The sequence below is a fragment of the Arthrobacter sp. MYb224 genome (assembly GCF_002975455.1).
Classification (GTDB): Bacteria; Actinomycetota; Actinomycetes; order Actinomycetales; family Micrococcaceae; genus Glutamicibacter.
Window position 1 is genome coordinate 380,187 of sequence record NZ_PCPU01000001.1, and the last position, 25,329, is coordinate 405,515.

General features: G+C 61.5%; 20 protein-coding genes. 6 read left to right on the forward strand and 14 right to left on the reverse strand.

The annotated features are described in order from the left end of the window. Positions 1–17: 17 nt before the first annotated feature. The 4 genes from CQ017_RS01855 to CQ017_RS01870 form a co-directional block, all read right to left on the reverse strand. Positions 18–452, reverse strand: coding sequence for a DUF4233 domain-containing protein (locus CQ017_RS01855; protein ID WP_105552249.1), 435 nt, complete (start codon positions 450–452; stop codon positions 18–20). Continuing rightward, the gene (locus CQ017_RS01860) at positions 452–1,807 is read right to left on the reverse strand and encodes a folylpolyglutamate synthase/dihydrofolate synthase family protein (RefSeq protein WP_105552250.1); all 1,356 of its coding nucleotides are present in this window, start codon (positions 1,805–1,807) and stop codon (positions 452–454) included. The genes CQ017_RS01855 and CQ017_RS01860 overlap by 1 nt, the downstream gene beginning before the upstream one ends. After that, entirely contained in the window at positions 1,804–5,043 is a 3,240-nt protein-coding gene (ileS, locus tag CQ017_RS01865; protein WP_105552499.1) for an isoleucine--tRNA ligase, read from the reverse strand. The genes CQ017_RS01860 and ileS overlap by 4 nt, the downstream gene beginning before the upstream one ends. Before the next feature lie 271 nt (positions 5,044–5,314). Further along, a complete protein-coding gene (locus tag CQ017_RS01870) occupies positions 5,315–5,701 on the reverse strand; it encodes a hypothetical protein (protein ID WP_105552251.1) in 387 nt (128 codons plus the stop codon). Between the two features lie 335 nt (positions 5,702–6,036). Between CQ017_RS01870 and helR the strand changes: the two genes are divergently transcribed. Both helR and CQ017_RS01885 read left to right on the forward strand, forming a co-directional pair. Beyond that, positions 6,037–8,196 carry an RNA polymerase recycling motor ATPase HelR gene (helR, locus tag CQ017_RS01880; RefSeq protein WP_181150482.1) on the forward strand — a complete coding sequence of 720 codons (2,160 nt, stop codon included), beginning with the start codon at positions 6,037–6,039 and terminating at the stop codon, positions 8,194–8,196. 44 nt (positions 8,197–8,240) lie between these two features. After that, positions 8,241–9,533, forward strand: a complete 1,293-nt coding sequence (locus CQ017_RS01885) for an exonuclease domain-containing protein (RefSeq protein WP_258133460.1) — start codon at positions 8,241–8,243, stop codon at positions 9,531–9,533. A gap of 63 nt (positions 9,534–9,596) precedes the next feature. Here CQ017_RS01885 and CQ017_RS01890 read toward each other — a convergent pair whose 3' ends face one another. Next, entirely contained in the window at positions 9,597–10,799 is a 1,203-nt protein-coding gene (locus CQ017_RS01890; protein WP_105552255.1) for a glycerophosphodiester phosphodiesterase family protein, read from the reverse strand. A gap of 231 nt (positions 10,800–11,030) precedes the next feature. On the opposite strand from CQ017_RS01890, the gene CQ017_RS01895 reads away from it, so the two are divergent. The 4 genes from CQ017_RS01895 (at position 11,031) to CQ017_RS01910 (ending at position 15,566) form a co-directional block, all read left to right on the forward strand. Beyond that, a complete protein-coding gene (locus CQ017_RS01895; protein WP_105552256.1) occupies positions 11,031–12,311 on the forward strand; it encodes a sensor histidine kinase in 1,281 nt (426 codons plus the stop codon). Next, entirely contained in the window at positions 12,308–12,925 is a 618-nt protein-coding gene (locus CQ017_RS01900; protein ID WP_219843894.1) for a response regulator transcription factor, read from the forward strand. The genes CQ017_RS01895 and CQ017_RS01900 overlap by 4 nt, the downstream gene beginning before the upstream one ends. 96 nt (positions 12,926–13,021) lie before the next feature. Beyond that, positions 13,022–15,127: an MMPL family transporter gene (locus CQ017_RS01905; protein ID WP_181150483.1), complete on the forward strand. Its 2,106-nt coding sequence runs from the start codon at positions 13,022–13,024 to the stop codon at positions 15,125–15,127. Then, positions 15,120–15,566: a DUF2871 domain-containing protein gene (locus CQ017_RS01910; protein ID WP_105552259.1), complete on the forward strand. Its 447-nt coding sequence runs from the start codon at positions 15,120–15,122 to the stop codon at positions 15,564–15,566. Before CQ017_RS01905 ends, CQ017_RS01910 begins: the two co-directional genes overlap by 8 nt. 214 nt (positions 15,567–15,780) lie before the next feature. Here the strand turns inward: CQ017_RS01910 and CQ017_RS01915 are convergent, their stop codons facing one another. The 9 genes from CQ017_RS01915 to CQ017_RS01955 are packed head-to-tail and all read right to left on the reverse strand — an operon-like array spanning position 15,781 to position 25,308. After that, positions 15,781–17,235 (reverse strand): FAD-dependent oxidoreductase, encoded by a 1,455-nt coding sequence (locus tag CQ017_RS01915; protein ID WP_105552260.1) that lies wholly within the window; start codon positions 17,233–17,235, stop codon positions 15,781–15,783. An 18-nt stretch (positions 17,236–17,253) separates the two neighbouring features. Further along, on the reverse strand, positions 17,254–18,033 hold the full coding sequence (gene cobA, locus CQ017_RS01920; RefSeq protein WP_105552261.1) for a uroporphyrinogen-III C-methyltransferase: 780 nt from the start codon (positions 18,031–18,033) through the stop codon (positions 17,254–17,256). Then, complete coding sequence (locus tag CQ017_RS01925) at positions 18,026–18,883, reverse strand: ABC transporter permease (protein ID WP_105552262.1); 858 nt, start codon at positions 18,881–18,883, stop codon at positions 18,026–18,028. Before CQ017_RS01925 ends, cobA begins: the two co-directional genes overlap by 8 nt. Next, positions 18,858–19,598: an ABC transporter ATP-binding protein gene (locus CQ017_RS01930; RefSeq protein WP_105552263.1), complete on the reverse strand. Its 741-nt coding sequence runs from the start codon at positions 19,596–19,598 to the stop codon at positions 18,858–18,860. The genes CQ017_RS01925 and CQ017_RS01930 overlap by 26 nt, the downstream gene beginning before the upstream one ends. Next, positions 19,598–20,677 (reverse strand): ABC transporter substrate-binding protein, encoded by a 1,080-nt coding sequence (locus CQ017_RS01935; RefSeq protein WP_105552264.1) that lies wholly within the window; start codon positions 20,675–20,677, stop codon positions 19,598–19,600. Before CQ017_RS01935 ends, CQ017_RS01930 begins: the two co-directional genes overlap by 1 nt. Beyond that, the gene (locus tag CQ017_RS01940; protein ID WP_105552265.1) at positions 20,664–21,959 is read right to left on the reverse strand and encodes a sulfate adenylyltransferase subunit 1; all 1,296 of its coding nucleotides are present in this window, start codon (positions 21,957–21,959) and stop codon (positions 20,664–20,666) included. Before CQ017_RS01940 ends, CQ017_RS01935 begins: the two co-directional genes overlap by 14 nt. Position 21,960: 1 nt before the next feature. Continuing rightward, positions 21,961–22,884: a sulfate adenylyltransferase subunit CysD gene (gene cysD / locus CQ017_RS01945; RefSeq protein ID WP_105552266.1), complete on the reverse strand. Its 924-nt coding sequence runs from the start codon at positions 22,882–22,884 to the stop codon at positions 21,961–21,963. Between the two features lie 16 nt (positions 22,885–22,900). Beyond that, positions 22,901–23,611 carry a phosphoadenylyl-sulfate reductase gene (locus CQ017_RS01950; RefSeq protein WP_105552267.1) on the reverse strand — a complete coding sequence of 237 codons (711 nt, stop codon included), beginning with the start codon at positions 23,609–23,611 and terminating at the stop codon, positions 22,901–22,903. Next, positions 23,608–25,308 carry a nitrite/sulfite reductase gene (locus CQ017_RS01955; protein WP_105552500.1) on the reverse strand — a complete coding sequence of 567 codons (1,701 nt, stop codon included), beginning with the start codon at positions 25,306–25,308 and terminating at the stop codon, positions 23,608–23,610. Before CQ017_RS01955 ends, CQ017_RS01950 begins: the two co-directional genes overlap by 4 nt. Positions 25,309–25,329: the final 21 nt, after the last annotated feature.

Below are 25,329 nucleotides of genomic sequence, written 5' to 3' on the forward strand. Positions count from 1 at the left end.
AGATACTTTTGGTCTGCTTAAGATTCTACGTTCGGATGGGAACGGTCCCACTCTTGCTGGGCGGCCGCACGACGCTTATTCTCCAAGTCGATTTCCCCACCCTTCTTCAGCGCGTACCACCAGCACAGTCCGAAGAAGACCGACAGGTAGAACATGTCCACCAAGATGAACCCGCACAGGAAGAAGACCACCTGCAGGATCCAGCCGATCAGGTACCCCGCCGGTTTGCGGAGCAATGCGCAGGTGATGATGCACAGTACCGCCACGGCGGCGCCGAGGCTGAGCACCAGCGCAGGTTCGGCACGCTTGAGCCCGAAGGCGGCCAAGGTGACGAAGATTGCCAGAAACGCCTCGCAGGTCAATACGGTCGAAGCGAACATCACCTTGGTGGAGCGTTGCTTCTTCTTCATCCCCGGGCGCCATTCGCGTTGCGCCCTAGTTAGCTTGGCCATTAGGAGTTCTGCCCTCCCTTGAGCAGTAGTGAGATTTCGCCCACCAGTGTAATCGAACCGGTCACCAGGACGCCGCCGGCCAGGTCATCCCCGGCCTCGGCACGGCCCACGCACCATTCGACGGCGTCTTCAAGATTCTCGGTGACATGCAGGTCTTCTTCGGGCCAGCCGGCATCAACCGCCAGGGTGGCCAGTTCCCCCGCGGGAATGGCCCGCGGCGAGGAAGACTGGGTCAGGCATAGGTCATCAACCAGATCGCCGTACTCTTCACGCAAGGTGTAGAGCATCGCTTCGGCGTCCTTCTCGCGCAAGATCCCCACCATGAGCACCAGGCGGGAGAACCCGAAGGATTCCTTGATGGCTTCGGCGCTGGCTTTGAGGCCGTCCGTGTTGTGCCCCGCATCGACCAGGACGCTGGGCGCGCTGCGCACCAGTTCCAGACGGCCCGGGCTGGTAGTTGCGGCGAATCCGTTGCGGACCAGCTCAATATTCAGTTCACGTTCTCCGCCGCCGAGGAAGGCCTCGACCGCTGCCAGTGCCACGACGGCGTTCTGCGCCTGGTGCGCGCCGTACAGCGGCAGGTAAATCTCGTCGTAGCGAGCCGCCTGCCCCTCGATGGCCAATACCTGGCCGCCAACGCCCATGGTGCGCTCGATGAGCTTGAAATCCAGCGATTCGAAAGCCACGGGAACTTCAAGCTCGCGTACCTTGGCGAGCAGCACATCTGCCGCGTCCACCGGCTGGACCGCGGAGACCAGGTAGCCGCCGGGCTTGAGGATCCCGATCTTCTCTTCGGCAATCAGCCCCGGTGTATCCCCCAGCAGGTCGGTGTGGTCCAAGGAAATCGGGGTGATCACCGAGACTTCGGCATCGGCCACGTTGGTCGCGTCGGTGATTCCGCCGAGGCCCACCTCCAGCACCACCACTTCCACCGGAACCTCGGCGAAGATCGCGAAGGCCAGGATGGTCACCGCTTCGAAGTAGGTCAAACGGTTTTCGCCGCGCTCGGACAACTCGGCATCCACCAGTTCCAGGAACGGTGAAATCTCATCCCAGACGCGGACGAAAGTCTCATCGGCAACGGGTTCCCCATCGATGCTGATCCGCTCGGTGACCTTCACCAGGTGCGGCGAGGAGTAGCGGCCGGTGCGGATATCGTGGGCCTGCAACAGGGACTCGATCATCCGCGCGGTGGAGGTCTTCCCGTTGGTCCCGGTGATGTGGATGACCGGGGAGGACTTCTGCGGTTCGCCGAGGATCTCCATGGCGCGGAACATCGGTTCCATGCGCGGTTCAATCTTATTTTCCGGCGCGCGCGCCAGTAGCTGCGCGTAAACGCGTTCTAGATCGCTCATACGGTGGGCTCCACTTCGATCTTCGCTTCGGTTAGCGCCCCGTTGGCAACTAGGTCCAGCTGGGCGGTTAAGGTTTCGCTGCTCACCAGTTCGCGGTTCAATTCCAGCGCCGCCACCACCTCGGCGGAGGCGGTGATGACCGTGCGGATACGGTCCGAGACCTGCAGATCCGCTTCCTTGCGTGCGGACTGGATCGCACGGATCATATCGCGGGCGGTGCCCTCGGCGGCCAGTTCGGTGGTGACCTCGGTATCGAGCACCAGGAAGCCTCCGTCGATGACTGCCGCGGCGATTTCGGCTGCCTCATCCACCACGGTGTCCAGGGCGTATTCGCCCTCGGCCAGTTCCAGGCCGCCGGCGGTGACCACACCGTCGGTCACCGACCAGTCCCCTGACTTCGCCCCCTTGATGGCCTGCTGCACGGACTTGCCCAGCCGCGGGCCGGCGGCGCGGGCGTTGACCACCAGCTGCTGGCTGATGCCGTAGCTGGCGGTGTCCACGCCTTCGGCGTCGATCAGGGTGACGCTCTTGAGGTTCAGCTCGTCCTTGATGATCGAGGCGTATGTGCCCTGCAGGCGCTCGGCGCCGGTGAGCACCACCTTCAGCTCATTCAGCGGCAGGCGCACGCGCAGGTTCTTCGCCTTGCGCAGCGAGGAGCCCACCGAGCAGATCTTGCGGGTGGTTTCCATGGTTTCGAGCAATACGGCATCTGCCGGGAAATCCTCGGCGTCTGGCCACTCGGTCAGGTGCACCGAGCGTTGCCCGGTCAGCCCGCGGTAGATCTCCTCGCTGGCCAGCGGCAGCAGCGAGGCGGCGACCTTCACCAGGGTTTCGAGCGCCGTGTACAGGGTGTCGAAGGCCTGGGTGTCTTCCTCGAAGAAACGCTGGCGGGACCGGCGCACATACCAGTTGGTCAGCGTGTCCATGTAGTGGCGCACCGCTTCGGTGGCTTCCGAGACCTCGTAGCCGTCCAGCGCCTCGGTGACCTCGCGGACCAGTGCCCCGGTGGCGGCCAGCATGTACTGGTCCAGCGGGTCGGTGGAGCTGTGCGAGCGCTTCGCCTCGTAGCCGGCCCCGTTATTCGCGGAGTTGGTGTACAGGTTGAAGAAGTGCCACACGTTCCACAAGGGCAGCAGCACCTGGCGCACGCCGTCGCGGATTCCCTGTTCGGTGACGACCAGGTTGCCGCCGCGCAGGATCGGCGAGGACATCAGGAACCAGCGCATGGCGTCCGCGCCGTCGCGGTCCAGGACCTCGGTGACGTTCGGGTAGTTCTGCAGCGACTTGCTCATCTTCTGCCCGTCCGAGCCGAGCACGATGCCGTGGGAGATCACGTTCGTGTAGGCGGGGCGGTCGAAGAGCGCGGTGGACAGCACGTGCATGGTATAGAACCAGCCTCGGGTCTGCCCGATGTACTCCACGATGAAGTCCGCCGGGTGGTGCCCGCCGTCAAACCATTCGCTGTTTTCGAAGGGGTAGTGCGCCTGGGCGTAAGGCATCGACCCGGAGTCGAACCAGACGTCCAGCACGTCTTCGACACGGTTGAGGGTGCCGGACTCGGCACAGCCTTCGTGCGCCTTGGACAGCTCGTCGATGAATGGGCGGTGCAGATCCGGCTGGCCCTCGTGGTTCAGCGGCAGGCGGCCGAAGAAGTTCTTGATTTCTTCCAGCGAGCCGAAGACCTCGCGGTGGGTACATTCGGCTCCCGAGCATTCCCAGACCGGGATCGGCGAGCCCCAGTAGCGGTTGCGCGAGATGGACCAGTCGCGGGCGTTTTCCAGCCACTTGCCGAACTGGCCGTGCTTGACATTGCCCGGGATCCAGTTGATCTGCTCGTTGAGCTCGACCATGCGGTCCTTGATCTTGGTGACTTCCACGTACCACGAGGAGACGGCACGGTAGATCAGCGGGGTGCGGCAACGCCAGCAGTGCGGATAGGAGTGCTCGTAGGAGGCCTGCTTGACAAGCTTCCCGTCTTCCTTGAGCACATTGGTGATGGTCTTGTTGGCCTCGAAGACCTGCACCCCTGCGATGTCGTTCAGCGGTCCGCCGGCGAACAGCGGCAAGAACTTCGCGCCCTCATCCACCGAGAGGATCACCGGGATGCCATGGGCTTCGCAGACCTTCTGGTCATCTTCGCCGTAGGCCGGGGCCTGGTGCACGATGCCGGTACCGTCGGCGACGGTGACGTAGTCCGCGGTGACGATCTGCCAGGCGTTCTGCGTTTCGTACTTCTCCACGTCGGCGAAGGTGTCCCACAGTGGCGCGTAGCGCACGCCTGCAAGCTCGGAGCCCTGGTAGCTGGCGGTGATGGCGGCGCTTGCTTCCTTCACATCCTTGTAGCCAAGCTCCTTGGCGTAGGAGCCGAGCAGGTCCTTGGCCAGCAGGAACGGCCCGGTAGCCGCGGAGGCCTTCACTCCCGCCTCGCCTGCCGGAACAACCACGTACTCGATGCTTGGGTGGACCGCAAGCGCCTCGTTGGTTGGCAGCGTCCACGGGGTGGTCGTCCAAGCCAGGGCCTGCACGCCGGCCAGCGCCTGGGACGCCTCGGTTTCACCGGCAAGAACGGTGAAGCCCACGGTGACGGTCTGGTCCTGGCGGTTCTTGTAGACATCGTCATCCATGCGCAGCTCATGGTTGGACAGCGGGGTCTCGTCCTTCCAGCAGTACGGCAGGACGCGGAATCCCTGGTAGGTCAGCCCCTTGTCGCTGAGCTGCTTGAAGGCCCAGATGACCGATTCCATGTACTCGACGTTCAGCGTCTTGTAGTCGTTTTCGAAGTCGACCCAGCGCGCCTGGCGGGTGACGTAGTTCTGCCATTCGTCGGCATACTTCATCACCGAGGTACGGCAGGCGTCATTGAACTTGTCGATGCCCATGGATTCGATCTGCTGCTTGTCGGTCATGCCCAGCTGCTTCATGGCTTCCAGCTCGGCCGGCAGGCCGTGGGTATCCCAGCCGAAGCGGCGTTCGACGCGCTTGCCGCGCTGGGTCTGGTAGCGGGCTACCAGGTCCTTGACGTAGCCGGTGAGCAGGTGGCCGTAGTGCGGCAGGCCGTTGGCGAAGGGCGGACCGTCGTAGAAGACGAACTCTTCGCCCTCTCGCTGGTCGATGGAGGCCTGGAAGGTGTCATCGTTCTTCCAGTATTCGAGTACGCGCTTCTCAATTTCTGGGAAACGCGGTGAAGCCGGGGTTGAACCGGTCGGGTCGGTGGTGACCTTTGGGTAGAAGCTCATCGAAATGGCCATCCTTCAAGCGTAGGGTCGAAAAATCTTGCCTACGAGGACGGCACTTGGCCGCGGTACCACCCCGCTTATCCGCCACCGTGATGCTTGCGCACACAAGTGGCGAACCGCTTCTCATCAGCTATGACGGGCTGGTCCCGCTTGGTTCTACTAATTCGGGAGCAACAGAGCCATCCCGACGGTTCTTCCAAGGACTCCCCGGCGATATCCGGATCAACGTCGTATGCCTTCCAGTCTAGCGCGTCTTGCAGGCGCTGAAAACTCAATTCACGGCGATGAAAGCTGGATCACTCTCAACGTCTTCAACGTACCGCTGGATCTGCTTTTCGCCATCGCGCAGCGCAATGCGGTAGAGCAATACTGCCGCACCGGCGCCAAGCAGCAACCGCACCAAGGGCTCCAGCCCGGAAAGCAATCCCGCAGCGAGCGTCATGAGCACCAGGCAAATGAGCAGACGCGGCTTCATCGCGATACCCCGCAAATCCGGCCCCGCCTTGCGCTCAACCGCCAGACGCAGAACGCCGATGACCGCCAAGACGCCGGCGAGGCCAATCGCCCAAGACCAACTCAGAGTTCCGGCTTGCCCGGCGAGGAACATGATCAGGGAAGTACCCGCCGCGCTTCGTCGAATGTTCAGCACTTGAGTCATCGGCCGCTTCCGTCCCTAGCATCTGGATATGACTGCCAGTTAATCAAACTTTGCGATAAACCTCAAGAACTAGCGAAACAAGCAATAGGTCAAAGACCCAAAATACGGTTTCCCCAACTTCGCGAGCAAGGCGAGCTGGCAGTTCGGTGAAACAAAAGGCGCCGCGCCGAAAGCAGGTTGAGCCAGGGCGCAATGCCCGGTGAATGGGGAAAATCATTTGTCCCTACATTTTCAGAATATAGCTTGCAGGGGGCCTTGCCGCAAGGCCCCCTGCAAGGCTCACAATAGGTACTTGTCCCCCACCGCGTTCGCAGCAAAAGACCGGAGCAAGAAATATGCGCACCGATCCGATTCACGGCTATTTCCTCCTATCCGAGCATACGGAGAACCAGCAAATAATCGAGCAAATTTTCGAAGATCAGCATCAACTTCGCCGCATCGCTCAGCGCCTGGACGCGCAGCGTCAGGAAGCGGCTCGGCGCATCGCCTCGCGCGGTCAAGACAGCGCCGGAAACCTGCAGCAGTCGCTCGAACGAGATGTTGACTTGCACCAGCTGGCCCGGAGGCTGCACACGCTCGAACGCTTGGGACCGGAGGCATGCTTGGGGTTCATGGTTGAGGCAAGCACCGGACGGCGCACTTACGTGGGCAGAATCGGACTCTCCGATGAAAACTCCGCGCAATTGCTGGTGGACTGGCGGGCACCGGCCGCCGAACCATTCTTCGCCGCCACGCACGCTCATCCGATGAATCTCTCCAGCCGGCGGCGCTATCGTTGGCGGCAAGGGGCCATTGTCGACTTCTGGGATGAGGTCTTCGACCTGGCGCAGCTCACCGCGAGCCCCTCCTTGGACGAACATTCCGCATTCCTGGCCTCCCTCGGTGCCAACCGGATTGGAAAAATGCAGGATGTGCTCTCAACCATCCAGGCAGATCAGGACGCCATCATCCGCGCCTCCGCCAATGGAGCGCTAGTGGTGGACGGCGGCCCCGGAACCGGGAAAACTGTCGTTGCGCTGCACCGCGCCGCCTACCTATTGCATGCCGACGCGCAGCTGCAAGGCCGTGGCGGTCGCGTGCTCGTACTCGGCCCGCACAATGCCTACACCGCCTACGTCGCAGATATTCTGCCAAACCTCGGCGAGGAAGACGTGCTCGTCTCCACCTTGCAGGCAATGGTTCCCGAAATTCGCGCGGCGCAAACCGAACCCTCCAGCGAGGTAGCGACGCTGAAGAACTCGGGAACCATGCTGTCATCCCTGCGCCGGGCGGTGAGCGTATTCGAACAGCCACCAGCCCAAGATCTGCTCGTCGAGACCCGGTGGGCCGATCTGCGGTTGACGGTGCAGCACTGGGAGAATGCCTTCGCGGCGGTCGAGCCGGGCAACAACCACAACGAGTCCCGGCTGCAGATTCGAGAGGCGCTCGAAGAAATCCTGCTCGAACAGCTTCCCGAAGGCTGCGCACCCGAGGAGCAAGCCCGGAGGGAACTGGCCCAGAACGTCCAGTTGGCACAAGCCTTCGAAGCGCACTGGCCGCTATTGGATCCGGCAAAACTGCTGAGCGCGCTGTACTCCATCCCGGCGCTGCTGCGCTACAGCGCACCGTGGCTCACCGATGAGCAATCCGAACTCTTGCTCCGCAAGGATCCGAGCCTGTTCACCGTCGAAGACGGGCCGTTACTAGATGCCGCGCGTTTCCTGGTGGGCGATCCGGACCTTGAGGCAGCGGCGCGTCGACACGAGGCCCGGCTGGCCTCCGAACGGGACCTGATGGGCCAGGTTATCGATGATTTAATTTCTGCCGCAGACGATATGGAAGATCTCTCATCCCAGCTGCGCCATGCGGACCTTCAAGAGACCTTGATTCGCCAGCGCACCGAAGCAGAACCGTCCCCGGACGCCTTGGCTGGGCCGTTCGCACATATCATCATCGACGAGGCGCAGGATCTCACCGAAGCGCAGTGGGCCATGGTGCGGCGGCGCTGCCCATCAGGGAGCCTGACGATCGTCGGCGACCGAGCCCAAGCCGCTGGCGGGTTCACCGAAACATGGGAACAGCGTCTGGCGCAAGCGGGCATTTCCCGTTGCCGTGTTGCCTCGTTAAGCGTGAACTACCGCACCACCGAACAGATCATGGACGCAGCCGAATCGGTGATTCGTGAGCAACTGCCAGATGCAAACGTGCCCACCTCGATCCGAACCGATGGTGCGGCGGTCATTTACGCCAGACCTGATCAGCAACAGGACCTTGTGCGGCGGTGGCAGCAGAATCACCCGCTCGGGGTCGGCGTAGTCATTGGCGACCCGGGCTTTATCGACACGGAGCGGATCCGCGCGTTGAACCCAGAACAAGCCAAGGGACTTGAATTCGACCTGGTGGTCCTCAACCGCCCGGAGAATTTCGGCCCGGGAATTTCCGGAGCAGTGCACAGGTACATTGCGATGACCCGTGCCACCGCCCAATTGGTGATCCTCACCGACCAGCCGGGCTAGCGAGCCGGTGGCTGGCCGGGACAGCCTGCACTAGTATTGCCGCCATGTCTCCGGCTAGTTTGGAAGCAGGAGACAAAATATGGGGGCGGGAAATGGATCACGGGCTTTTCGCGGTAATAGACACCGAAACCACCGGGCTATTTCCCGGTGCGCACGATCGAATCGCCGAGATTGCTGTGCTGACCATGGATCGCCAAGGACAGATCGTTGACCGTTGGGAAACACTGGTCAATCCCGGACGGGACCTTGGCAAGCAAAGCATCCATGGAATTCAGGCCCGCGACGTGCTGCAGGCTCCCAGCTTTGAGCAGATTGCAGACGAGTTGGAGTGGCGGCTTTCGGGCACCGTGGCGGTCGCCCACAACCTATCCTTCGACGCGCGATTCCTCGAAGCAGAGTTTGCCCGAGCAGGGCGCTCGCTTCCAGACTTCTACTTGCCCCGGGGACTGTGCACCATGCGCATGTCCCACCAGTTCCTGCAAGGAGCCGGACGATCCCTGCAAGACTGCTGCGACTCCTTTGGCATTACCTTGCAGCAGGCGCACAGCGCCGCGGGTGATGCCGAAGCAACGGCGGTATTGCTCTCACGGTACCTGGAGCTAGAGCCAACGCTGCCCGACTGGGACCAGCGCTTGGAGCAAGCCGCCAGCACACGATGGCGGAGGAAGGCCCCGGAAGTTCTGCTCGCCCCGGCAAAACGAAGCGTCGGCGATAGCGCCTCGGCGGAGCAGTTTTTAGAGCGCTTGGTCCAGCGCCTGCCCGAAATGACCGGCGCGGAGCAATTCGACGACTATCTTGCCGTGCTGGATCAAGCGTTGATCGACCGCTACCTCTCGGCCCATGAGCAAGCGCAACTTGTTGACCTGGCAGGCTCCTTGGGGATCGATCGGGCTCGGGCGGTGGAACTTCACCTGAATTACTTCGATTCATTGGTGACCGCGGCGTGGGATGACGGGGTACTCACCGGTGCCGAACGCTCGGATCTGCAACAGGTAGCCAAATTATTGGGCGTCAGCCAAGCCACGCTAGAGCAGGCGTTGATTCCTCCCGCCCGCGGTGATTCCAAGGCCGCCGCGCAAAGCCCCGGTGTGGTTCAAAAGCGCTTGGAACCCGGGAGCCTCATTGTGTTGACCGGCGATATGAGCCGTCCGCGCGCGGAGATAGAATCCCTGCTAATCCAAGCTGGTTACCAGCCACACGCCGCGGTAACAAAGAAGGTCAGCATGCTGGTGGCGGCCGACCCGGATTCGCTATCCGGCAAGGCGCGCAAGGCACGCGACTATGGGCTTCCGGTAGTCGGCGAACAGTATCTCTGGGACAACGTGCTCACCAACTAAACAGCGCTGTTCCCCGGGCAGAGCATGCCTCATGCTCTGCCCGGGGAACAGCCATTCCCGGAACTAGTTGGAGAAGGTATCGGCCAGCTTGCCGTCCGCGGTCCACAGGGCCAGCGAATCGCCGCCGTTGTTCAGCACGTTAGCGGTGCCGCCGTTATAGTAGGCGTCTTCCGCGTTGGTGCCCGGACCGGTGTACACGCGCAGCTCGTCGCCCGGTTCCAGCACGTACCCCTGACCAACCGGCAACAGGTTATTTCCAGCGTCTCGAACGAGGTAGCCGGAGACGTCGATGGTGCGCTTGCCGGTGTTGCTCAGCACCACATGCTCGCCGGTCTCGGCCTGGAGATCATTGCCCGGAACGTCGTTGACCGAATCGCCAATGACCACACCGTTATTCGATGGAAAAATTTTCTGCCCCTTCAAATGACGCTGAATCTCCCGGGGGAAATCACCGGTCAGGCGTTCCACGCCAAGATCCAACGAAGCCTGCGCGGCTTCGGCAGAGTTCACCGTATACACGCCCAAGCCCAGGCCCGCATCCTTCACACGCTGCGCGCCGGCTTCATCCAGGGTGCGGTAGTTGGTTCCGAAGGAATCGGCGAAAGCGGAAATTTCTGCCAACTCGGATTCGCTTGGAACGGTTCCTACCAGCTGCTGCAACGGTACCTCTGGAGCGATTTCTGCGAACTTCTTGTTCGACGTCGCATCGAAGCTGAGCACCTCGATCTTTCCGGATTCTTCCAATGCGCTCCACTGCGGATCGGTGGCCAGGTAGTCGGCGACCACTTGCTCGACCCCAGGAGAATTAGCTGGCGACTTGATCTCGATAAACACACCGGTTTCGCCGTTCAGCGCATCTGCAACCGCGTCGAAGTGCGGGATTCCTTCGCCGGTGAACTCCGCGGAGAAGTATGAACCCGCGTCAAGCTGCTGCAGCTCAGCCCAGGTGAAGGAGGTGATTGGGTCATCTTCGCGGCCGGGGAAGACCTCGGCCACATTGGTGGTGCGGGCGGGGGTATTGTCGTGGAAGATGAACGGGACCCCGTCGGCGGAGAGCTGGATATCGATCTCAACGAATTGGGCACCTGAACGGCTGCCGGCGTCTATCGCGGCTAGGGTGTTTTCCGGAGCCACCCCGGCGGCTCCACGGTGACCGATCAAGATGGTCGCGTCCTGATCACCCTTGGTCGCTGCCATTGCGGGGCTCAGTGCAGTTGTGGCTAAGCAGGCGGCCAACGCGCCTGCTGCGAGGGAACGTAGTTTCATCTCAGATATCTCCTTATTTTCTCAACGGGACTTCTGCCACGATCCCTGATCGAAACTACGCCCTGCCAAACGCGACATGAATCGGAACTAAAGAACTGGTGGAGCCCGAATTGAGCGCTGGTGTCCGCGAGATCAAAATCGTGCCGTAGAGCCACGTGGCTCTACGTTTAGATAGAGTCAAAGACATGAATTCTTGTGCAAGGCAGAAGTTGTCGGGACGGTGGGGCTACCATGGACACCGCTGACGGCACCGTAACTTCGGCATGGGGCTGGGGGAAGTCTTCGGAAAGTATTTCCAAGCAACGCGCACTCTCTGTGCGCGCACTGCGTTGGGGCCAACACCTGATCACCGCGGTGCTCCTGCTCGTCGCACTGCTGCGAGCCATCTCCAGTCCAACCTCCGGCACCTGGCTAGCCGTCGCAGCGGCCACGCTATTCGGCCTGTGGTATCTTTTCGGATTTGTCGTGTTGAGATCCAAGGGAAGCACCAAACTTCCTGGATACTGGTTGGCGGTCTTGTTGGCCATCTGGGCTTTAGGCATGGCGGCCTCACCGGAATTCATGTGGCTGGCGTTCAGTCTCTGGCTGCTCATCGGACACCAGCTAGCCCTGGGGCTATCTGTGCTGTGGTCCGCTGCGGTCTACGTGGTGACGGTCGTAGCCCCGTTCCTCCATCAGGGAGAAACCACGGCTTCTGGAATTGTCGGCCCGCTAGTCGGCGGAACCTTCGCCTGGGGCATCTCGCGCGGTTACCTGCAACTGGAAAGCGACATCGCCGAGCGCAATGAACTGGTCTCCTCGCTGCTGCGCGCCCATCAGGAAATGGCAGACCTCCAAGAAGAGCTGGCCCGCTCCCAGCATGAGGCCGGCGCCCTAGCCGAACGCACCCGCGTAGCACGAGAAATCCACGACACCATAGCCCAGCAGCTGTCTTCCATAGGCCTTCATGCCAAGGCGGCCCTGGATTCCCAACAAGCCCCGCAAGCTTTCCAGGCCCTGGACCGGATCGAGGCGCTCTCCGGTCAAGGACTCACCGACCTGCGTAGAATCATTACCGCGATGTCGCCCAGCGAACTAGATTCGCAAGCCCTGGCCGGGGCCTTGCGACGCATGCTGGTAGATTTCGAAAAGGACAGCTCGGTATCCAGCGAACTGCGCGTAGATGCCGAACTCCCCGTGTTGGATCCGGGCATACAGGTGGCGCTGCTGCGCACCGCTCAGTCCGCGCTCGCCAACGTACGCCGGCATGCGAATGCCGCTAAAACCGTCGTTTCGCTAGTCGACACGGGAGACGCCATCAGACTCGATATCGTTGATGATGGCATTGGATTCAACCTTAGCAACTGGCAATCTACCCTCGGCAAGAACCTCGAATCCGGAGGATTCGGATTGCCCGCCATGCGCCAACGGCTACGCGAATTAGGTGGCGGGCTAGATATTGAAAGCACCTTGGGCGAAGGTACCGCGCTGTCGGCTTATGTCCCATTGAAGAACCCAGAGGCGGGCAATTGATTAATCTGATGCTGGTTGACGACCATCCGATCGTGCGCACCGGGTTGCGCGCGCTATTCGCGAACTACGACGAAATTACCGTACGTTGCGAGGCAGGCAGTGGAGAAGAAGCGGTCGGCTTGGCCACCAAAAATCCGGTGGACGTCGTGTTGTGCGACCTCCGCCTGGGTGAGGGAATGAACGGCGTCGCGACAACCGCTGCCTTGCGTGCGCTGCCAAATCCGCCACAGGTCCTCATCTTGACCACCTTCGATAAAGATGCCGAGATCCTGCAGTGCATCGAAGCCGGAGCCGCGGGGTATCTGCTCAAGGACGTCGCCGCGCAAACCATCATCGACTCGGTACGCCAAGCGGCTGCCGGATACACGGTACTGGCTCCCGAGATGGCTCAACGCGTCGTTGCCGGTCTGCGCAAACCAAAAATTACCTTGACCAGCAGAGAAACAGAAGTGCTCAAGCATCTGGCCACCGGTTCGAGCAACCGCGAAATTGCGCGTACGCTCTTCGTTTCCGAGGCGACGGTGAAGACCCATTTGGTGCATATTTTCGACAAGCTTCAGGCCCCTACCCGCACCGCAGCGGTGCAGGCCGCACGCAATCACGGACTAATTTAGCAACCAGCAAACTCCTGCGGTATCAACCGAACGGTTGACATGCAGTTCGAACGCTTCCACGATTCGCCAAACCCATATTTGGCATTGACTAGAAGTATGAAACATCCAGTCCTCACTTCGCTAGCGAACTCGCTCACCTCAAGACGCGGTGCGCGCCTGTGGTTGCTCGGGGCGCTCGCTGTCATCCTCGCAGTTTTCGGTTTGCTAAGCTCCGCGCCGGCCGCCGAACGCAGCACCAGCACGCTGGTCAGCGGTTCAGATTCGGCCCAGGTCGAAAAGCTTCTGGAAGAGATTCCCGACTCCGGAAAGGAATCCGCATTGCTCGTCGCCGGCCATAGCGATCAGCACAGGCTCAGCAGCAACGACCTCAAGGGCCTTGAAGCAATCTCGGGCAAGCTGAGCACCGCGCTTCCCGTGGAGATCTCCAAGCCACTGCCCAGCGAAGACGGCCGGCTCTCCTTGCTCACGGCTTCCTGGGACAGCGTGGGAACCGAGGCCGACCGGCAGCTCGTTACCGAGCTGCGCGAACAAATCAGCGCACACAATCATTCGGGATTCTTGATTGAGGTCTCCGGCGCGCCAGCATTCGGGCTCGACCTGTCGGCCACCTTTGCCGGAGCCGACTTCACGCTACTTGCGGTGACCATCGGCATCGTTGCGGTGTTGCTGATCCTGACCTACCGCTCCCCGATCCTCTGGCTGATTCCACTGATCGTGGTGGCCTTGGCCGACCGCAGCGCGAGCCTCATCGCCAACGCACTGAGCCAGCCATTGAATCTGCACTTCGACTCCGGTGTGCTGAGCGTCTTGGTCTTCGGCGCCGGCACCAACTATGCGCTGCTGCTGATTTCGCGCTACCGCGATGAACTGCATCAGCACGCCGATCACCGTGCGGCGCTTGCGAGCGCTTGGCGCAATAGCTTCGAAGCTATTGTCTCCTCGAACCTGACCGTGGTTTTCGCCCTGGCATCGTTGGCACTGGCGGTTATGGATGACACGCGCGGATTGGGAATTGCCTGCGCCGCCGGGCTGCTGATCGCCGCCGCGTTCAACCTGTTCGTGCTCACCCCGCTGCTGGCGCTATGCGGCCGCAAGGTGTTCTGGCCTTTGATCCCTCGACCGGATCAAGCTGCGGCAAAGCGCTCCCTATGGGGCAAGGCCGCCGCCGCGGTTATCAAGCGTCCGGTGGTGAACCTGTCGGCGCTGGTCCTCATCTTGGTGGTCCTCGCATCGGCGCTCGGGGCAACCAACGTGGGGCTACGCCAGACCGAGCAGTTCCGGAGCGCCACCGAATCCTCTTCCGCCACCGAACGGCTCGCCGAGCACTTCCCGATCGGTGAAACCGCCCCGCTTACGATCCTGGCAGAACCTGGTACCGGAGAAGCGGTCACCGCGGTAGCCGGAAAGGTGCCAGGCGTGGAGCGCGCCAACCTGCTGCCTGCGCTACCGGACTCCGGGCTTGAACGCGTGATGGTTATCGGCAACAGCGAATCCGGCTCTCCCGAGAGCTTTGAACTGGTCCAGTCGCTGCGCAACGCATTGAATCAGGTTTCCGGCGCCGAGGCGTTGGTCGGTGGATCCATTGCCGAAGCCTATGACGCGCACCTAAGCCACCTGCGTGACTTCGCGGTCATCGCACCGCTGATCGTGCTTGTGTGCCTGGCGATGCTCTGGGTAGTTACCGGCAAATTCCGCACGGCGCTGGTGTTGTCGCTGACTAACTTGCTCAGTGCTGCGGCCGCTGTTGGCTTGGGTTCCTTGCTCGGTTCCATGGTCTTCGACACGGCCGCCTTGGATGTCCAGGTACCGCTGCTGGCCTTCGTCTTCCTGGTCGCGCTGGGTGTTGACTACACGATCTTCCTGACCCAACGCGTCAAGCAAGATGCGGCCCGGCTGCCACTGGATGAAGCGATCGTCAACGCAACGAGCCGGACCGGCGCCGTGATCACCAGTGCCGGCGTGGTCTTGGCCGGCGTTTTCGCCGCGCTGTCCAGCCTGCCGCTGATGGTTCTTGGCCAGCTTGGCCTCATCGTTGGCCTCGGGGTTCTGTTGGACACCTTCGTGGTGCGAACCTTGCTCCTGCCGGCGCTGTTCATCTTGCTGGGCCGCGCCAAAACGCCGGTCTTCGGATACCGCGGCACCAGCATTACCCCCGAAAATTCCTCGAATGTCGAACTCATTGAAAGTGAAACCCATGCGTAAGCTCATCAACATCGCCTTTGCCTACATGCTCGTAGGAGTTGCTTCCGGACTCTTCTACCGCGAATTCACCAAGATCAATGAATTCCCCGAAGGCGGCTGGACGCAGCTGTCGGTGGTTCACACCCACTTGCTGGTCCTTGGATTCATCGTCACCTTGCTGGTCCTGCTGTTGGAGAAGACCTTCAATCTCAGTGCCCACGGCAAGCTGTACGCCTGGTTCCTTGTCACCTACAACGCCGGAGTAATCCTGACCGCAGGAATGCAGGTCACCCACGGCATGCTCACCGTGCTGGGCCTTGAATCATCCAAGATGATCTCCGGCATCGCCGGGCTTGGACACATGGCCCTGACCGCAGGAATGATCTTGCTGTTCGTCATGCTTCGCCGCAGCGTTCCGGCAGGCGCCAGGGTTGAGCCGGTCGAAAGGACCGCAGCCTAAAGGAAGTCTGTGCAAGGACTGGAACTCAGGGGAGGGACAATTGTCCCTCCCCTGAGTCGTGCCAAATGCCTCAATAACCACCACGAAGTCTGGAAGGCACTCCTCCCAACCCTTCCGGAATCTGCGCAGCGAAGGTCACCACTGGTTAAAGGAAAATGGCACTCGATGATCAAAAGATCATCGAGTGCCAGTTATTCCTGAACCTGTCTGGTTATTACAGGCTCTTAGCTAATTTTTTTGCTCGAGCAAACTCCAGCATGTCGTTGCGCTCGACGACCTTGATGCGGTCGCGGGTGATTTCACCGAAGCGAGTTTCGAGGGTGCCTGCGGCAGCGCCCAGAGCCTTTTCCTGTTCGTCCAGGTTCATCCAGCCCTCCCAGTCTGCGTAGTCCACGCCACGGGATTCCAGGAGTTCGGCTGCACTCTGTTCGGAGGTTGGGACCGGAAGGCTGCCCAGGTCCGACAGCAGGTGGTTGATGGTCTCCAGGGCATCGCCCTTGGTGTGGCCGATCAAGCCAATTGGTCCACGCTTGATCCAGCCGGTCGCGTACAAGCCGTCGATGTGGGTGCCGCTAGCGTCCAGCACACGGCCTTCGACGTTTGGCAGCACGCCGCGCTTGCCATCGTATTCGATGCCATCCACGGCAGAGCCGAAGTAGCCCACCGCACGGTAAACGGCCTGGACCGGGTATTCGACGAATTCGCCGGTACCCTTGACGTTGCCGGTTCCGTCGAGTTCATTGCGCTCAAGCTTCAGGCCGACGACCTTGCCATCTTCGCCGAGGACTTCAACCGGAGACTGCAAGAAGTGCAGGTGCAGGCGGCGTGAAGCGCTGCTGGCTTCCTCGCGCTCCTCCTGTTCGATCAACCAGTTGGTCAGGGTGGCCACCATGGTCTTGGTCTGGTTGCTGGTTCGGATCGCTTCTTCCGAACCTTCGTCAAAGTCGAAGTCCTCTTCGTACAGGACGATATCAACGTCCTTGGAGTGCGACAGTTCGCGCAATTCCAAGGGGGTGAACTTCACCTGTGCCGGGCCACGGCGACCGAAGACGTGCACGTCGGTGACTGCCGAGTCATTGAGCTGTTCGAAAATATGTGCCGGGATCTCGGTTTCCAGCAGCTGGTCCGCGTGCTTGGAGAGGATACGGGCCACGTCCAACGCGACGTTGCCGTTGCCGATCACGGCAACTTCCTTGGCCGACAGGTCCCAGTTCTTATCGGCATCCGGGTGTGCGTCGTACCAGGACACGAAGTCCGCGCCACCATGGGATCCAGCAAGTTCAACACCTGGGATGTTCAGGTCTGCGTCCTTCTGGGCGCCGGTTGAAATGATGACCGCGTCATAGCGTTCGTGGAGTTCTTCCAGGCTGATGTCGCGACCCAGGCCAACGTTTCCGTAGAAGTTGATCCAGTCATTATTCAGCACCTTGTGCAGGGCGGTGATGATGCCCTTAATGCGCGGGTGGTCCGGGGATACGCCGTAGCGAATCAGGCCGAACGGGGTTGGAAGCTCGTCGAAGAGGTCCACCTTGAGGGACAACTCGCCGGAGGACACAGGCTGGCTCTTATTGAGCAGGTCTGCTGCGTAGATGCCTGCAGGACCGGCACCGACTATGGCAACGCGCAGGGCGCGGGAGGTCAAATGTCCAGGTACGTGAATTTCACTCATCAAACAACATCTACTTTCTTAGTCAGCGAATGAGGCCGACGCTGCGGCGTCGACGGTGTCCAGCGGCTGAAGTCCAACCAACTGGGTTGAAGCTTCAGGTGCCAGACGAACAACGTCACCGATCACGATGACGGCCGGATTCGCCACGGCGGCCTTGCGGGCGCGCACTACAATCTCTTCTAGCGTACCGATAGTTGTCCGCTGCGTCTGTGAGTAACCTCGCTCAACTATCCCAATTGGCGTACTTGACGCTAAGCCACGGGTAAGCAAAGTCTCAACGATTTGTGGCAGATTAGACACCCCCATCAGCACTACTAGCGTGTGATCGGCGCGCAGCGGGACGTCGGTGAGATCGTCATGGCCGCTGATCACCGTGAACCCGGCAGCCACGCCCCGATGCGTCACCGGAATTCCCGCCGCGGCAGGCACCGAAATGGAACTGGTGATTCCCGGAATGACACGAATCGAAATTCCATGCTCCGCGGCGAATAGCATTTCTTCACCTCCGCGGCCCAGAACAAACGGGTCGCCGCCCTTCAAGCGAACCACGTCAAGCCCTTCGGAAGCGTACTTGACTAGTAGCTCGTTGATTTCATCCTGGGTTTTGACGTGGCAACCAGGGGCTTTCCCGACATCAATAACTTGGACGTCCTCGGCAAGGTCCGCCAACAGTGCGGTGGGACCAAGCCGATCGGCGAGCACCACATCCGCTGCCAAAAGGGCCTTATATCCGGCCACGGTGATCAGCTCGGGATCCCCCGGGCCGCCACCAATCAGGGTTATTTTTCCCTTAGCCATTATTTCCTCCAGTTCGATTCATTCCCCGGTCGCGCAAGAGCTTGCGCTCCAAGGGGGCAAAGCATAAAAGTTCGATGAGTACGCCGACGAGCAAGATCACCAATATGACCAACATCACCAAGGGAAGGTCCGCCAGGTCGCGACCTCGTTGCAGCAACGAGCCCACCCCGAGTGCCAGCGATCCGCCCACTGCGATGAGTTCCGCGGCCATCAATGACCGCCAGGCGAAAGCCCACCCTTGCCGGAGCCCGGCAACATATCCTGGCAAGGCGGCAGGCAGTTCGACATGCCAGATATGCTGGCGTTTATTTGCGCCGAGCACCGTGGACAGCGCCCGGTACTGCCGCGGGATCAGGTCGATTCCGGAGAGCAACCCATTAATAATCGAGGGAACCGCGCCCAGCAAGAGAACCGTGTAGATGGTCGCATTGCTCAACCCGAAGAGAATGATGGCCGCCGGAACCCAGGCAATAGATGGAAGCACCTGCATCGCCGAAATCAGCGGCCCGATGCCCTGGCGGGCCAGTGGCTGATGCGCCAGCAGCAAGGCAATCGGAGTCGCGATGACCACCGCGAGCAGAAATCCCGTCAAGGCTCGAAACAGTGAGGTGCCTACGGCAGCAGCCAACGATCCGTTGGCCAACACTTCAGGCAGCTTCGCGGCAACGGCTCCGGGACCTGGGAAGAGGTCCTCGCGGATCGGAACAGCCCACGAAGCTATCTGCCACAGGCTAATGAGCACAACCACCGTGATGATTGGCGCGATGAACGCATCCAATGATTTCTTCGCCCTGCCCTGGCGTGCGGCTTTGGCCGCAGGCCGGCTAGCTCGCTGAGTCAAAGTGCTCATGCTTTCGCTGTTCCTTCCTGAGGATTGTTGTGAGCTCGTCGGCGAGGGCGGCCGACTGGGCGGGGTCGTTTCTTAACTGGGTGGAGATACGCCGGGTCTCCAGGATTCGCCCCGGATGGGAAGAAAGCACCAGGATCCGGCCGGAGAGCCGAATCGCTTCACGCACATTGTGGGTGACGAAGATGATCGTCTTACCCGTCTGCTGCCAGAGATTCCGCAATTCTTCATGCAGCATGTCTCGGGTGATCGCATCCAACGCGGCGAACGGCTCGTCCATCAACAGCACCTGACGGTCCTGGGCGAGGGCCCGTGCCAGCGCCACGCGCTGCCGCATGCCTCCGGAGAGTTCATGCGGCTTTTTCTTTCCGGATTGCCCCAACTGCACCAGTCGGAGCAGTTCCGCAACTCGCACGTCACGTTGCTCGGCCGGGTATCCCCCAAGTTTCAACGCCAGCGAAATGTTCTCCGCTGCGCTGAGCCACGGGAGCAGATTTGCATCTTGGAACATGAAGGCGGCGCCGTCTTTGGGGACTTCGAGCCACCCGGAGGTGGGCTGGAGCAGTCCGGCAATCAGGTTCAGCAGCGAAGATTTACCGCAGCCCGAGGCCCCGAGAATGGCAATGAATTCACCGTCTTCGATCTGTGCGCTGAGATTCTCTATCACCAGATCCGAGCCTTCGTAGCTCAGCGAAACTTCGTGGAGTTCCACACCCATCAGTCTGTCCCGATCCATTGGTCGTTTACGATCTTGGCAAGATCTCCAGAATCGCCCAAGCCTACGGATTCGAGATGTTCCATCAGCGTCGGGAAGGTACTTTCCAACGGATTCTCATCGAAGCCGACCTCGCCAAGCGCCGCACCGATGACCGTATCCGGCAGGCTGCTCCCGTTGATCCCGGTCAAGGCTTCCTGCACCGCGGCCAAGCGTTCGGCGGTTTCGGCCGTGTTCAACCAGCTGATTGCTTCGGCGTTGGCGGCAACAAGTTCCTTGACCGTTTGCGGGTGTTCTTCCAAGAAGTCTTGGTTGACCACTAATACGGTCGTCGGAAACTTGCCATCGGGCCACAGCGTCGCTTCGTCCACCAGCCGGTGGGCGCCGTATTGCTCGACAAGCAGCGAGGCATGCGGTTCCGGAAGCCACGCTCCATCGATGGCCTCGCGAGCGAACAACTGTGGAACCGTGCCATTCGAGCTTGGTGTCACGGTCACGGAGTCTTGGATCCCGCGTTCTTGCAGATAGTTCCGCAAGGCCACATCCTGGGTCCCGCCGAACTGCGGCGTGGCAAGCTCGGTACCGGCCAGCTGTTCAACCGAAGCAATATCTTCGGAAACCACCAGGCTCGCTCCCCCATTCGTTGCCCCGGCGACGACCTGCAACGAGGATCCACCACTGGAGAGGTAGCTATTCAGCGCAGGAGCCGGCCCCAGATAGGCTGCGTCCAGCGCCCCGCTATTAAGCGCTTCGATGGCAGCCGGACCGGCATTGAAGATTTGCGTCTCCAAGGCCGTGGAATCCGTCTCCAGCGCCGATTCCAAGATGCCGCGCTGATCTGCGATGAGCGCCGGGGCATGGGTGACATTGGCAAAGTACCCCAGGCGCAACTCCGCTGCCGGGCTTGGGCCGGCCGCCGCACTTCGTTCCGTGCTCGGCGGCGGAACGACGGTCGTGGTCAGCGCCAATGCCGCCAGCACTCCAACGAGCACAACCCCGGCAAAACGCGCCCGGTGATTGGGCTGCTCAACCAGCGAGGTGAAGCGTTGGCGTTCGGAGGATTGGTGCTCAGGCGGCTGCATTCTGGGCCTCGATAATTCCCGCTGCCAAGGTCTGCCCGCTGCTCGGATCGATCAGCAGGAATGAACCGGCGGTGCGTGAGTCTTGGTACTCGGAGACGGCCAAGGCCGCCGAACTGCGCACCGTCACGCGAGCCAGGTCGTTCAGATTCAGCTCGGTGGCCGCGCTGCGCGAGAAATCGGCCACGTTGATCACGTGATCCAGGCTTTGGATCTTCGCCTTGGCTACCTTCGTGCCGTGCTTGATGAGCAGCTGCTGTCCGGCGGTGAGCTTCGCCGGAGCCAACACGCAAATATTGGCTTCGATCTCGCGCACCGCGGCATCGAGCTCCCCCGCGATGATCGTGTCGCCGCGGGCAATATCGATCTCTTCGCTCAGCTGCACGACCACCGCGGCTCCGGCGAGCGCGGTTTCCACCATGCCGGCCGGGGTCCGGATGGCCTTGATCCGGCTGCTGGCCGGCTGGCCGTTGGACAGGATGGCTACCGAATCGCCGACCGATAGTCCCCCGTCGACCAGGGTGCCGGCGTAACCGCGGAAGTCGCGGTATTCTTCGGCGTCCAGTCCGGCGGCAAGCGCCCCCTGCGGGCGGATGACGTACTGCACATCCAGCCGGCCGGCGCCCTGGCCGCTGCCCGGTTCGAGACTTTCGAGGAGCCCGAGCAGGGTGGGGCCGGCATACCAGTCGCTGAGCGACGAAGCGTCGACGATGTTGTCGCCGTTCAGTGCCGAGACCGGGATGACCGCGCTCTGCGTGATTCCAAGGCCGGCCGCGATCTGCAGAATGTCGGTTTCGATATCGCTGAAGCGTTGTTCGTCCCAGCCGACCAGATCCATCTTGTTCACGGCCACCACCAGCTGCGGCACCCGCAGCAAGGCAAGCACTCCGAGGTGGCGGCGGGTTTGCTCCAGGACTCCGTGCCGCGCGTCGACCAGCACGATCGCCGCATCCGCGGTGGATGCCCCGGTGACGGTATTGCGCGTGTACTGCACGTGGCCCGGGCAGTCGGCCAGGATGAAGGAGCGGTTCTGGGTGGAGAAGTACCGGTAGGCCACGTCGATGGTGATGCCCTGTTCCCGTTCGGCACGCAGCCCGTCGGTGACCAGCGCCAGGTCCAAGGCCGGGGTCTCTCCCCCGAAGCCGCGTTCGGCGCTGGTCCGGGCGATGTCGTCCAGGGAGTCGGCGAGGATGGCTTTGGCGTCATGCAGCAGCCGGCCCACGAGCGTTGACTTTCCGTCGTCTACCGAGCCTGCGGTGGCGATGCGGAGCAGTGTGGTGGTCATTTTAGAAGTACCCTTCGGTCTTGCGGTCTTCCATTCCCGCAGCGGAAATTCGGTCATCTGCACGGGTGGCGCCGCGTTCGGTCAAGGTTGCCAGGGCTAGTTCATCCAGTACCTTGGGCACCGTATCCGCCGCGGAGAGCACCGCGCCGGTGCAGCTTGCGTCTCCCACGGTGCGGTAGCGCACCTGCCGGATGCTCACGATCTCTCCCTTGGCCGGCTGCGAGACGGAGGTGACCGCCCGCCACATGCCGTCGCGTTCGAAGACCTGGCGCTTATGGGCGAAGTAGATGGGTGGGAGCTCGATTTGTTCTTGCTCGATATAGGCCCAGATGTCGCGTTCGGTCCAGTTGGAGATCGGGAAGGCGCGCACATGTCCCCCGGGGGCGTGCCGTCCGTTGTACAAGCTCCAGATTTCCGGGCGCTGGTTGCGCGGATCCCACACCCCGAATTCATCGCGGAGGGACAAGATCCGTTCCTTGGCGCGGGCCTTGTCTTCGTCGCGGCGGGCCCCGCCGAAGACGACGTCGAAGCGGTTGGCCTCGATGGTGTCCAGCAGGACCCGGGTCTGCAACCGGTTGCGTGTGCCATCGGCCAGCTCGGTCAATTCACCGCGGTCGATATAGTCCTGCACCGAGCCGACGACCAGGTTCAGTCCGTAGCGGGCCACCACCTGGTCACGGAATTTGAGTACCTCACCGAAGTTGTGGCCGGTGTCGATATGAACTACCGGGATCGGCACTCGGGCGGGGAATACGGCCTTGGCCAGCAGGTGCAGTACGACGACCGAGTCTTTTCCTCCGGAGAACAGCAATCCGGGATTCTCGAATTCGGCAAGCACCTCGCGGATGATGTGAATTGATTCGGCTTCTAAGGCGTCAAGGACGCTGCGCCGCGCTTGGGTGGGCGCATTGGCTGTAATGGTCATTTGCTTCTCTCCTCGACTAGATGTGTATGCCGCATTCGGTTTTCGCCAGCCCCGCCCAGCGACCTGCGCGGGGGTCTTCGCCTTCGGCCACCGGCCGGGTGCATGGTTGGCAGCCAATGGATGGATACCCGTGGGCGAGCAGCATATTCACCGGAACCGAGTGCTCCGTGGCGTAGCCGATGAGTTCATCGAAGGTCCAGGCGGCCAGCGGGTTGAACTTCACCAACCCGTGGGCTTCGTCGAAGGCCACCAGCGGGGTGTTCACCCTGGTGGGTGCCTCGTCGCGGCGCACCCCGGTGAACCAAGCCCCATAGCCCTTCAATGCCTTCTTCAGCGGATCCATTTTTCGCATCTGGCAGCAGGACGCTGCATCGCGGGCGAATAGCTCCTTGCCGAATTTGGCGTCTTGCTCGGCCACCGTGAGCTCGGGCAGGACGTCGATGATGCGTACCGGCAGGGCTCGGGCGACCTCGTCCCGGGTCGCAATGGTTTCGGCGAAGTGGTACCCGGTTTCCAGGAACAGCACGTCCACCTCCGGAATCGTTTCGGAGACCAGGTGCGGGAGTACCGCATCGGCCATGGAACAGGCGACCGCAACCTCACGTAGTTCAAAATGCCTGGCGGCGAATTTGATGACCTGCCCGGCGGTTGCGTCCCAGCCGAGTTCTTCGGCCCCTAAGGCGGCAATCTGCCGGAGCTCTGTTTCGCTGCGCTGTACGGTGCTCATACCAGTTTTTCCTCCTCCGCGCGGTGTGCCCAGGCGGCGAATGACTCGTTCTCTTCGGCGTGGGTTGAATAGCTTTTGACGACGCGTTCCACATATTCGGGCAGCTCATCGGCGGCGACCTTCAGCCCGCGCACGGTGCGGCCCAGTCCTGCCTCGCCGTTCTCGAAGCCGGCTAGCGTTCCGCCGAGGTGCACCTGGAATCCGGAGACCTGTTCACCTTCGGCGTTGGTAATCAACTGTCCCTTCAGCCCGATGTCTGCGGTCTGGATGCGGGCGCAGGAGTTTGGGCAACCGTTGACATGCAGGGACAGCGCCTTGGGAAGCTTTCCCTCGTGGTCCGCTAGCCTTGATTCGATTTTTTTGACCGCGTCGATGGTGGTGTCCTTGGTGTCGACGATGGCCAGCTTGCAGAATTCGATGCCGGTGCAGGCGATTGCCGAGCGCTTGATCAGCCCGGGGAAGGGATCCAGCCCCAGTTCCTGCACCGCGGCGGTGAAGGCATCCACCTGATCTGCGGGAATATCCAGGGCGATCACCTTTTGGTGCGGGGTGGTGCGCAGCCTGGTGGATCCGGCTGCTTCGACGAGGTCTGCGAGCTTGTTCAGGATGCTTCCCGAGACCCGGCCCACCGGTGGGGTGAGACCGATATAGAACCGGCCGTCCTTTTGCTCATGGACCCCGGAGTGGTCACCTGATTCTTCCGGTTTGGCCGCTGGCGGGCCATCTGGAAGCTCATAGCCGAGGTATTCGTCTTGGAGGATCTGGCGGAACTTCTCGGTTCCCCATTCGGCGAGCAGGAACTTCAAGCGGGCCCGGTTGCGCAGGCGGCGGAAACCGTAGTCGCGGAAGATGGAGGTGACGCCCTCCCATACTTCGGCCGCCTTCGCTTCGCTGACGAAGGTGCCGAGCCGTTCGCCGAGGCGCGGGTTGGCAGATAATCCGCCGCCCACCCAGAGGTCATATCCGGCACCGAGTTCCGGGTGCACGACGCCGATCAGCGCGAAGTCGTTGATTTCGTGGACAACATCCTGATTCGGGTGACCGGTAATGGCGGTCTTGTACTTGCGCGGCAGGTTGGAGAATTCCGGGTTGCCCACATAGCGTCGGGCGATCTCTTGGATCACCGGGGTGGGGTCGATGATCTCATTCTTGGCGATGCCCGCCACCGGTGAGCCCAGGATGACGCGCGGGACGTCTCCGCAGGCTTCGGTGGTGTTCAGGCCCACGGCTTCGAGCCGGCGCCAAATTTCGGGCACATCGACCACGTCGACCCAGTGCAGCTGAATATTCTGCCGGTCGGTAAAGTCGGCCGTGTCACGGGCGAATTCGGTGGAGATCCCGGCAATGACACGCAGCTGCTCGGTGCTCAGCGCCCCGCCGTCGATGCGCACGCGAAGCATGAAGTACTTGTCTTCAAGTTCGTGCGGCTCGAGGGTGGCGGTCTTCCCGCCGGGAATGCCCTGGGCGCGTTGGGTGTATAGGCCCCACCAACGAAAGCGGCCGTGCAGGTCATCTGGATCTATCGAGTCGAAGCCTTTGAGCGCGTAGATCTGTTCGATACGTTCGCGTACGTTCAGGCCGTCGTCGGCGGCTTTGAGTTCCTCGTTATGGTTCAGCGGCTCGTGGCCGTCGACCTTCCATTGGCCTTGAGGTTTAGCTGCCCGCTTGGGGCGAACGGGTGCGGTTGATTGCGTCATGTAAGCCAGCGTAGAAACCAG